This window comes from Nostoc sp. JL34, assembly GCF_017114945.1.
GTDB lineage: Bacteria > Cyanobacteriota > Cyanobacteriia > Cyanobacteriales > Nostocaceae > Nostoc.
Window position 1 is genome coordinate 91433 of record NZ_JABXKQ010000084.1, and the last position, 12976, is coordinate 104408.

11 protein-coding genes are annotated in these 12976 nt (G+C 45.5%); 10 read left to right on the top strand and 1 reads right to left on the bottom strand.

The genetic code is table 11. From position 1 onward, the window contains the following. Window positions 1–10: 10 nt before the first annotated feature. The gene (locus HWQ44_RS16080) at window positions 11–1435 is read right to left on the bottom strand and encodes an MATE family efflux transporter (RefSeq protein ID WP_292720266.1); all 1425 of its coding nucleotides are present in this window, start codon (window positions 1433–1435) and stop codon (window positions 11–13) included. Between the two features lie 132 nt (window positions 1436–1567). On the opposite strand from HWQ44_RS16080, the gene HWQ44_RS16085 reads away from it, so the two are divergent. From HWQ44_RS16085 to HWQ44_RS16130, 10 genes are all read left to right on the top strand, one after another. Continuing rightward, the gene (locus tag HWQ44_RS16085; RefSeq protein ID WP_292720269.1) at window positions 1568–2413 is read left to right on the top strand and encodes a methyltransferase domain-containing protein; all 846 of its coding nucleotides are present in this window, start codon (window positions 1568–1570) and stop codon (window positions 2411–2413) included. Window positions 2414–2461: 48 nt separating this feature from the next. Then, the gene (locus HWQ44_RS16090; protein WP_292720272.1) at window positions 2462–2722 is read left to right on the top strand and encodes an acyl carrier protein; all 261 of its coding nucleotides are present in this window, start codon (window positions 2462–2464) and stop codon (window positions 2720–2722) included. Continuing rightward, entirely contained in the window at window positions 2700–3935 is a 1236-nt protein-coding gene (locus tag HWQ44_RS16095) for a beta-ketoacyl synthase N-terminal-like domain-containing protein (RefSeq protein ID WP_292720274.1), read from the top strand. The genes HWQ44_RS16090 and HWQ44_RS16095 overlap by 23 nt, the downstream gene beginning before the upstream one ends. Before the next feature lie 13 nt (window positions 3936–3948). Then, window positions 3949–5211 (top strand): hydroxymethylglutaryl-CoA synthase family protein, encoded by a 1263-nt coding sequence (locus HWQ44_RS16100; protein ID WP_292720276.1) that lies wholly within the window; start codon window positions 3949–3951, stop codon window positions 5209–5211. After that, window positions 5199–5987, top strand: a complete 789-nt coding sequence (locus HWQ44_RS16105; RefSeq protein WP_292720278.1) for an enoyl-CoA hydratase/isomerase — start codon at window positions 5199–5201, stop codon at window positions 5985–5987. Before HWQ44_RS16100 ends, HWQ44_RS16105 begins: the two co-directional genes overlap by 13 nt. 97 nt (window positions 5988–6084) lie before the next feature. Continuing rightward, entirely contained in the window at window positions 6085–6471 is a 387-nt protein-coding gene (locus tag HWQ44_RS16110) for a four helix bundle protein (RefSeq protein WP_292720281.1), read from the top strand. Between the two features lie 82 nt (window positions 6472–6553). Further along, window positions 6554–7753 (top strand): ACP S-malonyltransferase, encoded by a 1200-nt coding sequence (gene fabD / locus HWQ44_RS16115; protein ID WP_292720283.1) that lies wholly within the window; start codon window positions 6554–6556, stop codon window positions 7751–7753. Window positions 7754–7977: 224 nt separating this feature from the next. Next, window positions 7978–9372 carry a cytochrome P450 gene (locus HWQ44_RS16120; RefSeq protein ID WP_292720285.1) on the top strand — a complete coding sequence of 465 codons (1395 nt, stop codon included), beginning with the start codon at window positions 7978–7980 and terminating at the stop codon, window positions 9370–9372. Window positions 9373–9443: 71 nt separating this feature from the next. Continuing rightward, a complete protein-coding gene (asnB, locus tag HWQ44_RS16125) occupies window positions 9444–11387 on the top strand; it encodes an asparagine synthase (glutamine-hydrolyzing) (RefSeq protein ID WP_292720289.1) in 1944 nt (647 codons plus the stop codon). 244 nt (window positions 11388–11631) lie between these two features. Continuing rightward, window positions 11632–12837, top strand: coding sequence for a glutathione S-transferase family protein (locus HWQ44_RS16130; RefSeq protein ID WP_292720291.1), 1206 nt, complete (start codon window positions 11632–11634; stop codon window positions 12835–12837). Window positions 12838–12976: the final 139 nt, after the last annotated feature.

Consider the following 12976-nt stretch of genomic DNA (forward strand, 5'->3'; position numbering starts at 1 on the left):
GATACATTGCCTAAGTAGACAAGCTTGAAACTGGGGTCTGACCAGAAACTCCAGTTAAATCTCCCTCAAATTTTTTCGCTCTCAGATAAAACCGCCCTACTAAAATTAGGCTGGAAATTGCCGGAGCCATAATTAAACCGTACCATAAACCAGTTCCTCCCCATCCTAAAATTATTCCCATTAGATAACCTCCACCCAGCCCAACACCCCAGAAAGACAATGTGTTAATTATCATAGGTACGCGGGTATCTTGCAATCCTAACAAAGCCCCAACCGCAATTCCTTTAATACTGGAAAAAACTTGGTAGACTGCAACTAATTTTAAGAAATTTATTGCCTGAGTAATTGCTACGGCATTATCAGGATTATTAATGTCCAAATAAAGGGTGGCAATGGGTTGGGAAAACAGTTCAAAACCTATCGCTACAACGAACGCCAACAGTCCGCTTAAACTAAGATTAACAAAGGTTGCCCTCATTACTCCCTTAGGGTTCTTCTCTCCCATCATCTGCCCTACTCTCGCCGTAACCGCGTAAGAAATTGCCATTGTAATTGCTGAAAAGATACTTGATGCCTGGAGAGCAATTTCATGGGCTGCTAAACTGGAGGTTCCCAACCTTCCCATTAGCATTGCCGTGATGGTGAACAGCCCCATTTCAATTGCTAATTGAATTCCCGTCGGCCATCCAAGCTGAAAAATTTTACCAAATATCTCTCGATCAAACTCATCCAAATAGCGAAAAAGCTTGTAGTCTCTACTGTTAGGATGAAAATAAATCAGCATAACTGAGGCTAAGAAACTCACCCAATAAACGAGCATCGTTCCCCAGCTTATTCCAGCTAAACCAAGGGCAGGGAAACCTAAAAAGCCAAACATCAGTACGTAATTGACAGGTATATTCAGCAGTAAAGAGACAACTATAATTACCATGCCAAATTGGGGAAAATTGATGGCAGCAGCAATTTGTTTTAAATATAAAAAACCCAGCATGGCAGGTAATCCCCAAACCACCACATGTAAATAGCTTTTTGTCAATAAAATATTGCTTTCTTCTTGACCTAATAAGGGCAATATAGAATCACAGTTCCATAAGAGAAGCATTGCGGGTAAAGATAGGGCAACTGCCAGCCACAGTCCTTGACAATTAATCCGGCTGACCCTATCCAGATTGTTTGCTCCAAAAGCCTCGGCAGCAAGTGCCCCTGCTGCTCTGAGAATACCAATGCAAATAGATGCCAGAGTCAGAAAAATAACTACACCCAAAGCACCCGCCGCTAAATTTTGAGTGCCAAGTAAACCCATCATTACCGAATTGATCACAGGTATGGTAAATTCGGCTAGTTGAGCAACTGCTAAGGGCACAGCCAATCCTAGACTAACTCGTGCTTCAGTTAGAAAATCTGACTTAAATTCTGTTGAGGTTATTTGCTCCATAAACTTGATATAAATTAATAACGGGAATAATCACAAGTGTAAACATTCACCTAACTGCTTATAACCTATAATGCTGTTAGCAAAATTAGGTTAATAGAATCTAAATCCTATTTATAGGTTATGGGGGACTCAGTGAGTAAGTCTGATATTGAGGAAAATGGCGTAACTATCAGCAGTCCGATACCAGAAAAGGTAGCAGAAATGTATAATGCGCCCGGAGGTCAAGGAGGGCATCTCATCTTTGACGGGCAGTTTCATTGGGGCTATTGGGATAAAAAGAATCCTGACGCCAGTCTTGGTGAGGCAGCCGACCGCCTGACTCAGATTATGATCGACAAGTCGGAGATATCTCAGGGAGAACGCTTCTGCGATCTGGGATGCGGTGTTGGTGTCCCAGCTATGCGGATTGCAAAAGCGAAAGAATGTTTCGTTGATGCAATTACCATCAGTAAGTACCAATACGACAAGGCGAAGCAGCTAGCCCAGGAAGCTGGTATGTCCGATCGAGTCCGCTTCATCCAGGGCAATGCCTTGGAAATGCCCTGCGATGACGCAACCTATGACGGAGGCTGGTTTTTTGAAACCATTTTTCACATGGGACACCGCGAAGCCCTACGAGAAGCTTATCGAATCTTGAAGCCAGGGGCCACATTACTAATCGCTGACTTGCCAACACGGTCAAACATTACCGAAGAATTTAAGACGTTTGCCAAAGAAAAAATTCATTCGGTCTTTATTCCAAAGGAAGATTATCCAGGACTGTTGGATGAAGCTGGGTTTGACCTGATCGAAATTGATGACGTAACCGAATTTGTGATTCCTCCTCTGGTTCCAAAGGTTAAAGTCGCGTTCAAACAGTATGAGACCGAAATTCTGCAATACGTTGAGAGTCAAGCGATCGACCGCTGGGTCGGAATGTTTGAGGATATGTGTGAGAATCTTGGGTATATGCTGGTAAAGGCAAAAAAGAGAGCATAAATACTGGTTCAATTAAGTGCAATTGACCTAGAATAAATGAGAATCGAGATGACAACAGAGATTACAAGGGATAGTATCTTTAACATCATTGTCCAACACACTTGTGAAGTTATTCCAGAACTGGAGAGGCATTCCTTTATTGAGACGGATCGACTCGCCGACTTAGGAGCCAACTCGATGGATCGAGCCGATATTGTCATGATGACGCTGGAATCGCTATCGCTAAAAATCCCTCTAATTGAGCTTGCAAAAATCAAGAATATAGGCGAGTTTACCGATCTGCTGTATGAAAAACATCAGTTTAGCTAAAATACTGATTACAGGAGTTGGAGTCACCACTGCGATCGCGCAAGGAAAAGTTAATTTTTTAGAGGCGATACTTGCTGGAAAATCTGCTTTTGCTGAACTCAATCGACCTGGGCGAAAGATCGCTGATGCCAATCTGCGTCTGTTGGGTTGCGAAATTGACAATCTTGTGATTCCTGATGGGATTGCCGAGAAAGATTTACGGACAGCCTCATGGTCGGCTCAAGTCGGAGTTTCTACCCTGGATGAAGCGTGGCGGGATGCCCGACTTGATGATGTCGATCCTTGCCGCATCGGTCTAATTGTTGGTGGCTCGAATTTCCAGCAGCGTGAATTGGTGCTGATTCAGGAAAAATATGCAGATCGGACTCATTTTCTCAGACCGAGTTATGGCACGACATTTCTTGACAGTGATATTTGTGGACTCTGTACCCAATATTTTCCTGTGAAAGGATTCGCGCATACCGTAGGGGGTGCGTCGGCTAGCGGTCAGTTGGCAGTCATTGAGGCAAGCGAAGCTGTTGCAAGTGGTAGAGTTGATGTCTGCATCGCGATGGGAGCTTTGATGGATCTGTCCCATTGGGAGTGTCGAGGACTGCGAGCTATGGGGGCTATGGGGTCAAATCGTTATGCTAATGAGCCATCATTAGCCAGTCGCCCTTTCGATCGCGATCGTGACGGATTTATTTTTGGCGAGTCCTGTGGTGTGGTGGTGATTGAAAAAGAAGATACAGCGGCTCGTTCTGGCGTTTCGCCCTATGCCAAAGTTTTGGGGTGGGCAACCAGGATGGACGGAAACCGCAACCCCAATCCATCCAAAGAAGGTGAACTGTCTGTCATCTGGGAATCATTGGCTCGTTCTGGATTGTTGCCGCCAGCGATCGACTATATCAATCCCCACGGTAGCGGTTCGATCGCTGGCGACGATACTGAAATTTCAGCCATTCGCGAGGCAGGTCTGTCCCACGCATATATCAATACAACCAAGTCACTGATCGGTCACGGACTGAGCGCCGCCGGAGCTGTTGAGGTGGTGACAACAGTTCTACAAATGCGTGCGGGAATGCTTCATCCATCGCGAAACTTAGAAAGTCCAATCGACTCAAATTTTAACTGGGTTCGGGAAAAATCTGTTACACATCAGATTGAATATGCGATCGCCCTGAGTATGGGGTTTGGCGGCATCAATACGGCATTATGTCTCGGACGATGTTAAGCGAGGAACAATCATGATATCAGTTGGAATCGAAAGCATGAATGCTTTTGGCGGTAGTGTCGTTCTTGATGTGATGGATCTGGCTCGTCATCGACAGCTAGATATGCGGCGGTTTGAAAATTTATTAATGAAGCAAAAAGCAGTTGCCCTCCCGTTTGAAGATCCTATCACTTTTGGTGTCAACGCTGCCAAACCTTTAATCGACTCCCTCTCAGAAGAGGAAAAAGGACAAATAGAATTGCTCATTACCTGCTCAGAATCAGGGATTGATTTCGGTAAATCCATTAGCGCCTACATTCATCAATACCTGGGTTTGAATCGATGCTGTCGCTTATTTGAGTTGAAGCAAGCGTGCTATGCAGCGACTGCCGGATTACAAATGGCCCTTAATTTCATCCTCTCGCAAACATCACCGGGTGCTAAGGCGTTGGTTGTAGCCACCGATATCTCCCGATTCGTTGTCACCGCCGGGGGTGAAGCACTCACCAACGACTGGTCTTATTTTGAGCCAAGTTCAGGTGCAGGGGCAGTAGCCATTCTCGTTAGTGACGACCCAAAGGTGTTTCAAGTCGATGTGGGCGCAAACGGCTATTACGGCTACGAGGTCATGGATACCTGCCGTCCCGTGCCAGACAGTGAATCGGGAGATGTCGATCTGTCTATGATGTCGTATCTCGACTGCTGTGAGAACGCGTTTATTGAGTATCAGAAGCGAGTTTCAGGCGTAGACTATCAAGACACCTTTGGGTACTTAACATTCCACACGCCTTTTGGTGGCATGGTCAAAGGGGCACACCGGATGATGATGCGTAAATTCACTAAGGTAAAGTTAAACGATATTGAACTTGACTTTAATCAGCGAGTTGCACTAGGACTTCGCTATTGCCAACGGGTGGGCAATATTATGGGTGGAACGGTGATGTTATCTTTGTCCAGTACGATCGACAATGGTGATTTCACGACACCAAAGCGACTAGGTTGCTTTTCCTACGGTTCGGGCTGTTGCTCCGAGTTCTACAGTGGTGTGGTGACAGCAAATGGACAGCAGTGGCAGCGTCAGTTTGAGATCGCGGCGATGCTAGACCGACGCTATCAGATTTCCATTGAGGAATACGAAGACCTTTTCCAAGGCAATCGCAGTGTCCGGTTCGGAACGAGAAATGTGACTTTAGACCCCACAATGCTTACGGGTATGCGATCGGCCTGGAAAGATAAACCATTGTTGACCTTACGCGAGATTCGAGAATTCCATCGTGAGTATGAATGGGTGAGCTAACGTATCAAACTATCAACGTTCGGTTTCAGGGATCAACCTGTCGCATTCAGCTGTGTCAGTCAGATTCCGAAAATGCGATTACCAACCGTCTCGTAACCGAACTTACAGATGTCCTGGCCATTTGTGAGAATAGAACTAGAGAGAAATCACAAGCGGTTTGTGTCGTTGTGATTGAGGGACTGCCGGATGTTTTCTGTACTGGTGCAGACTTTCGCCAAATCGCTGAACAGAATGATGCGGCTGGGAGGGTCAATGCTGAACGCTTGTACCATTTATGGACGCAGCTGGCGATCGCTTCATTTGTCACAATTGCCCATGTGCGAGGTAAGGTGCGGGCTGGTGGAGTTGGATTTGTTGCCGCCTGCGATATCGTACTAGCGGATGAATCAGCAACTTTCGCGCTCTCCGAACTCATGTTTGGTCTGTTTCCCGCTTGTGTGTTACCATTTCTAATTCGCAAAGTGGGTGTGCAAAAATCTCATTATATGACGTTGACGACCATGCCGATTTCAGTCCAGGACGCATCCGCCAGTGGTTTAGTGGATGCCTATTCTGAAGACAGCGAATCTCTGTTACGTAAGCATCTGATTCGTCTGAGCCGACTGTCGAATTCAGCCGTATCCGAGTATAAAAAATATATGCACCAGCTAAACGATATGCTGATGCGATCGCAATCGTTGGCAGTTTCGACAAACGAGCAGTTGTTTTGCTCTCAAGAGAATCTCCACAATATTCGGAGATACGTTAACGAAGGAAAATTTCCTTGGGAACCATAGTGCGGAACTTATATACTGAATCGCAACAGGAGAGTGAGATCATGGTGAAGAGAGCAGGGGAGGCAGGGGAGGTAGGGGAAGCAGGGGAGGTAAAACAATGAATAAAGAAGCAATCAAAGATCATAAAGATTTGGGGATTTATAAAATTGCCTTTGAAGCGGCAATGAAAATTTTTCAGTTATCAAAGAAGTTCCCTGTGGAGGAGAGATATTCGTTAACTGATCAAATTCGTAGATCCTCACGTTCTGTTTGTGCTAATTTAGCTGAAGCATGGAGAAAACGGCGTTATGAAGCTGCTTTTATCGCTAAATTAAATGATTGTGAGGCTGAAGCAGCAGAAACCCAAACTTGGATTGAATTTGCTGTCAAATGCAATTACATGAATGTAAAAGTAGGACGAGAAGTTTATGCAAATTACAACCAAGTTTTATCCGGTTTGGTGAATATGATTAATAATCCATCACCTTGGTTGAGAAATCACTAATCCCCCTCCCTGCATCCCCTGCTCCCCCTGCTGTTTCAGCATCTCACAAAATCGCATTGCTCCCATCGCAACTTAATTCATAATGATTACTTATCTTTTCCCTGGGCAGGGTTCACAAACAAGAGGAATGGGAAAACAACTGTTCGCAATATTTCCAGAGGAAACGGAAATTGCCAGTGACATTCTTGAGTATTCAATAGTTACGTTGTGTACAGAAGATCCAAACAACCAGCTTGATCGGACACAATTCACTCAACCGGCGCTTTTTGTCGTTAATGCGCTGTCCTACAAACTGCGTCTAGCCGAATCTGGAAAGCTACCTAATTTCTTAGCCGGTCACAGTCTGGGTGAATACAACGCACTTCACAGTTCAGGAGCCTTTTCTTTTGAAGATGGTATTCGCCTAGTGGCAAAGCGCGGAGAACTCATGAGCCGTTCACCCAATGGTGCGATGGGAGCTGTAATTGGCCCTGCGGCAGCCGACATTCGGACAATGCTAGACTTTCATGGACTGTCAGCAGTTTATATTGCAAACTACAATTCGCCACATCAAACCATTGTATCAGGTCCCAAAGCAGACATCGAGAAATCCAAGCAAGTCCTAGCAGATGAGGGAGCGGTTTACGTTTCTCTCAACACAAGTGGTGCGTTTCACTCTCCCTATATGGTTTCTGCAAGAGAAGAGTTTGCGCGGTATCTGGAAAACTTTTCTTTTTCAAAACTGACGATTCCTGTGGTATGCAACGTCAATGCACGACCCTATCGACAAGAAGAGATTGCATCCCAGTTAGCAGATCAGATTACATCTCCTGTGCGCTGGTCTGAAAGCATCGGTTATCTGCTGTCCCAAGACGAAATGCAGTTTGAGGAACTAGGTGTCGGTAGAATCTTAACCAAGTTAATCCCAAGTATCAAACGAGAATATCAAGCGCAGCCAGACAATACTCCAAAAAATTCTAATATTCAAGACGATCGTCAAGTCGATCCCTCCTTGGCAAGTCAGTTCTCTATGAAGGGCGATCGCACTGATGAACGTTCCAGCCAATTTAATACCCAGTTTACTGTGGATAAAGAGAAACTAGCTGATGAGGCGCGAAAAAAAGTTGAGCGCTGGAATCGCTTGTACCCAGTTGGTGCAAAAGTACGCATTCCTGAATATGACATGGAATTGACGACCTGCACTCCCGCTGTCATTCTCTTTAGACATCGAGCAGCCGTTTATATGCAGGATTACAACGGCTATTTTGCTTTGGACGAAATATCATCACCCGCCGAGCGTTGATAGTCGCTCAAAAAGGAGACTGCTTACACCAAAGATAAAACAGATACGGCTATTGTTTGACTCAAGCAGATCGTGTAGAATCACGCAGTGTCTCGAAGCCATCCACCTATTATTTCATCAAATCACTGCTCTAAACAATGATAGAGTCAGATTTATTCTTCTGGGTCTAAATATAGCAGTACCGCACTTACTTTCACATAGGCCAATTTTGGGGAGTGAACTAAATGAAATATAATCTATCAGATAGCCTTGAAAATCCTTCCTCTTTGAAATCAGGAGATCCGATACAACTCCCACCTGTACTCAAAGGGGGGTGGCCGATTATTGGGCATCTTCCAGAATTTATGCACGACAAAGGTGCTCTGTTTTACAAGGGCTATCAGGAGTTAGGTAATGTATTTACTGTTAAGATCCCCAAGCCGATAGTGGTGGTCACTGGCAGTGAATACCATCAATGGTTTTACAACGAAACTGACAAAAGCTTAAATATCGCCAAGGGCTATGAAATCCTAAAATATGCCATAGGTGAAATATTCCTTACTGCCTCAAAGGAGCAGTACAAAAAGCATCGCATTTTTCTACCAATCATCTTCGGCAGAGAACGTAGCTTGCGCTACTTAAATGCCATGAACTACGAAGTTGATGTCTGGCTCGATCGTTTAGGGGAGTCGGGCGAGATGGATATTATGGACGAGATGCGCCTAGTAACGCGGTCTATTGCTGGGCACGCCTTTGCTGGAGCAAATTTCCGAGATGAATTAGGTTCGGAATTCTGGGAAGCATATTCGGATATTGCCAAGTCCGTGAGCATCATCTTACCCCCTGACTGGCCACTGCCTAGATATAAACGTCGCGATCGCGCTAGGGCAAAGATCCGAAACATTCTAGGTCGCCTTTGCCAACAACGTCGTCAAGCTCCTGAGGCCTACGACGATGTTATATCTTTGTTACTCAATACTCCTTTGGACGATGGAACCTACCTCGACGACCAAAAGGCGGCAGACCTATGGCTGGGTCTGATCTTTGCCGGAAATGATACCACCGCACGGCAAGCCGCCTGGTGTGTTCTCCTCACCCTCCAACACCCGAACATTTTGGCACGCTTACAAACTGAAGTTGAAGTTCTAAATGACAGCATCGATGCTATGAGTTTTAGAAGCTTGCCACTAACCTTCCAAGTGATTGATGAGACAGTCAGGCTGAAACCTTCCGCAGATATGCTGCTGCGGGTCACTGAACAGGAGGTTCAAGTCGGGGATTATCAAATTCCCGCAGGCTGGCGTGTGGTTATAGCCGCCGGAAGTTCCCATTATCTAGAAAGCAAGTTTAGCAATCCACCTCTTTTTGACCCCGATCGCTTTAGCAAAGAACGGAGCGAAGGCAAAGACCAGTATGCTATTATGGGGTTTGGCGGAGGTGGGCGTAAATGTCCAGGGATGAACTTTGCGAAAAGTGAGATGGCCATCATCCTCGCCAAGTTGCTACGCAACTATGATTTAACGCTACTTACACCCAACCCAAAGACAATAAGCGTACTCGGTGGTGCGCCTCGACCATCACCCACGCGCATCAGTTATCAACGAAAAAGATCGCCAGTACATCCGATGCAATTAAACTGAGTGAGGAAATTCAATTCAGTAGATCGGTGCTACTCGTTCGGAACCCAATAAATTAAGCTAAATTGAGACTGATGTGTGGAATTGTTGCATTTTTATCAAAACAGGAACCAATTTCCCAAGAGGCATTGAAACGGGCAACACAAAGCTTACACCATCGGGGGCCAGATGGACAAAACTATTGGATTTCTCCCAATCAACGAGTTGGATTGGGTCATGCCCGACTCAGCATTATTGACCTGACAACTGGCGAACAGCCGATTGCTAACGAAGAGGAAAACCTGCATATTGTCGTCAATGGGGAGTTTTATGACTTTGAACAGATACAGGCTGACTTGAAACAATGGGGATATAGGCTTCGTACCCGCTCTGACAGTGAAATTGCCCTTCATCTCTACGACGAGTTTGGTACACAATGCTTACAGCGTTTGCGAGGCGAATTTGCATTTGTGCTATGGGATGAACGCAATCAAGTACTATTTGCGGCTCGCGATCGCTTTGGCATCAAGCCACTTTATTATACAGAAAATGGTGGTACTCTCTATTTAGCATCTGAAGTCAAGGCTTTATTTGCAGCAGGTGTACCTGCTCGTTGGAACCCAGAGTCTTTTTTCCAATACAACAGCGCTGTATTAGAAGCAGATCGGACTTTATTTCAAGACATTTATGAAGTTCCCCCTGGTCATTTTCTGCTGGCTTCGCACTCTGGCTGGCAACTGATGCGCTACTGGGATTTTAATTATCCCCGTATGACCGAGCCTCTTACTCAATATAGTGAAGGCGAATACATTGAAAAACTTCGCTACACATTGGACGAAGCAATTCGACTTCGCTTGTGGGCTGATGTACCAGTTGGCTGCTATCTCAGCGGTGGTATCGATTCGGCTACTGTGTTGGGAATGGCAGCTAGACATACCTCTCACCCGATACAGGCGTTTACTATCGCCTTCGATCAACCCCCTTATGACGAACAAGCTTTCGCTCGCGAGACAGTTGAACACGTCGGGGCAAATCTTCATATCCTTTCAGTCAGCCAATCCGATCTTGTGAGCAACTTTGCCGATGCCGTTTATTACGGTGAGAGGCTTTCCAACACTATCTCCACGGCTGGTAAATATCTATTGAGCAAGGCGACGCGAGATATGGGTTACAAAGTTGTACTCACCGGTGAAGGTTCTGACGAAATCTTCGGAGGATATGTCGCTATGCATGAGGATATGTTGCTCTACAATCGAGAAGGACAAGATGAACAAACTGTACAGCAGCTATTAGCAGAATTGCAATCGAACAATCCAGCTTCTGCGCTCTTATTAGAAACTGATGCATCAGAGATGCCTTTAAAGGGCGTGCAGCGGACTTTAGGTTTTGTACCAACTTGGCTCAAAAATATTTCAGTTGGCCTGATGAAAGCTGGTATCAAGAAACTTTACCCTTTTTATACGCCTGCATTTGCTGCTTTTGTGGCAGAACGCGATGCCTTTCGGATTTTTTTAAATCGCTTAGATGTACAGGGTCAACTAACTGGGCGGGAACCCGTCAATCAATCCCTTTATTTGTGGTCTAAAACGGTTTTACCAAACTACGTTTTGAGAATGCTGGGCGATGGTGTAGAAATGGCACATTCTATTGAGGGGCGTCTGCCATTTCTTGACCATCATCTGGTTGAGCTAGTGCGCGACTTTCCTGTTTCACTCAAAATCCGTGGTGCGACCGAAAAATATGTGTTGCGAGAAGCGGCACGCCCTTTCTTGACAGACACGATGTATCATCGTAAAAAGCACTCGTATTCTTCTCCACCTTATGCTCTGCAAAGCAATCAGCCATTGCAAGAACTACTTCAGGATACTCTGCGAGGCGAGGTGATGAAATCACTACCGTTCTACGACCAAAAAGCAGTTATTGCACTCCTAGATCAACTGCCCGAAATGGATGACAGTAAACGCACTCAAGTAACTTTTACTCTGACAGGAATGGTGAGTGCTTGTATTTTACAAGAACGGTTTAAACTTACGGGATAAATAAAAGGTAAAACCAGGTTTTGTGTCCTCACCTCTGCTGAGATAGCTTGACTGTTAAGGGATTACCAGAATATGTAATTGAGCAAGCTGCGGAACTGAAAATTAGATACAAGAAGCGATTATTTGACAAGAGTTAATGTGACTTTAGGATGTTGGTTTGTGTCCGTTAAATTAAGTCTTGGTGTAATTGAAAATATTGTAGAGTATAGAATTGTCTTAAGTATTGCCCTACGCAACTCACCCTATGACTACCGCACCCTTAAGCTGGCAAGAACTAGAAACTCTCACGGACTATCAAATAGATACCGTTAATGGTCTCACCAACGCCAGAGCCAGGTTGCGCTTGTTTGGTCAGCCAGAATCTGATGTGCGGGTAACGCTGTACCGCGATAACCACGCCTGGTGTCCTTACTGTCAAAAAGTTTGGTTATGGCTAGAGGAAAAACAGATTCCCTATCGGATCGAAAAAGTGACAATGTTCTGCTACGGGGAGAAAGAAAGTTGGTACAAACGTAAGGTTCCATCCGGTATGCTCCCCGCGATCGAGCTAGATGGACGGATTATTAAGGAAAGCGATGACATTTTGATCGCTTTGGAAAAGGTATTTGCTCCATTGAACCAAGGGATGGAAGACCGCACGGTGATTCCTCTACGTCAATTAGAACGACTTTTATTTGGAGCTTGGTGCGCTTGGCTATGCTCTAGAGTCGGTTCCTCTCAACAAGAACAACGCAACAGAGAACAATTTATCGGAGTTGTGGCTAAGGTTGAGTCGGCTCTGGGTAGCACTCCAAGCCCTTACTTTCTAGATAGCTTCGGCATCGTCGATGTCATATTTACGCCATATCTCGAACGGATGAATGCGAGTCTTTACTACTACAAGGGCTACTGCCTGCGTTCGGAAAACCCTCGCTTGAGCGCATGGTTTGCGGCAATGGAAAGCCGACCAACCTACTGCGGCACCCAGAGCGACTTTCACACCCACGCACATGATTTGCCGCCCCAGATGGGAGGCTGTTGGGAAAATGGCGAAACCCAGATGCTTCTCAATAAAGCGCGGGTGGATAACGGCCCCTGGTTCGGGCTACCAGATGTTACTTATCCAGAACCGGAAAACTCCCGCATGGAAGCCCTTCAACGAACTATCGAACACCGAATCAATATTATCCGAGTCAACCCCTTAGATGATAAATTGTTTGATCAAGCGCTACGTTGTGCTTTAACACAGATGATGACAGGTGAAGACTGTGTACCTCCATCGGGATCAGATGTGGCTCTCCGATATTTGCGCGATCGCATTAATGTACCGCGAGACATGTCCATTTACGCAGCCAAGCGATTGAGGGAATCCCTGGAGAAAACCGCAGCCCTTGTGGGTGATGGGCAGCCAGCCCCCATTCCCACTAAGCATCGACGAGATCAAGACCCGTCTAACTTTGCCATCAAGTAGAATTCATTATGATTTTGAAATTTGCATAGAAAATAATCACCGGCTATCCATCTCTTTGCGGTAGCCTTAATTATCCCCTCATATCATGTTCGGGTAAAGACTTATCATTTAGACCGCAGGGGTGCAGGGGTGCAGGGGG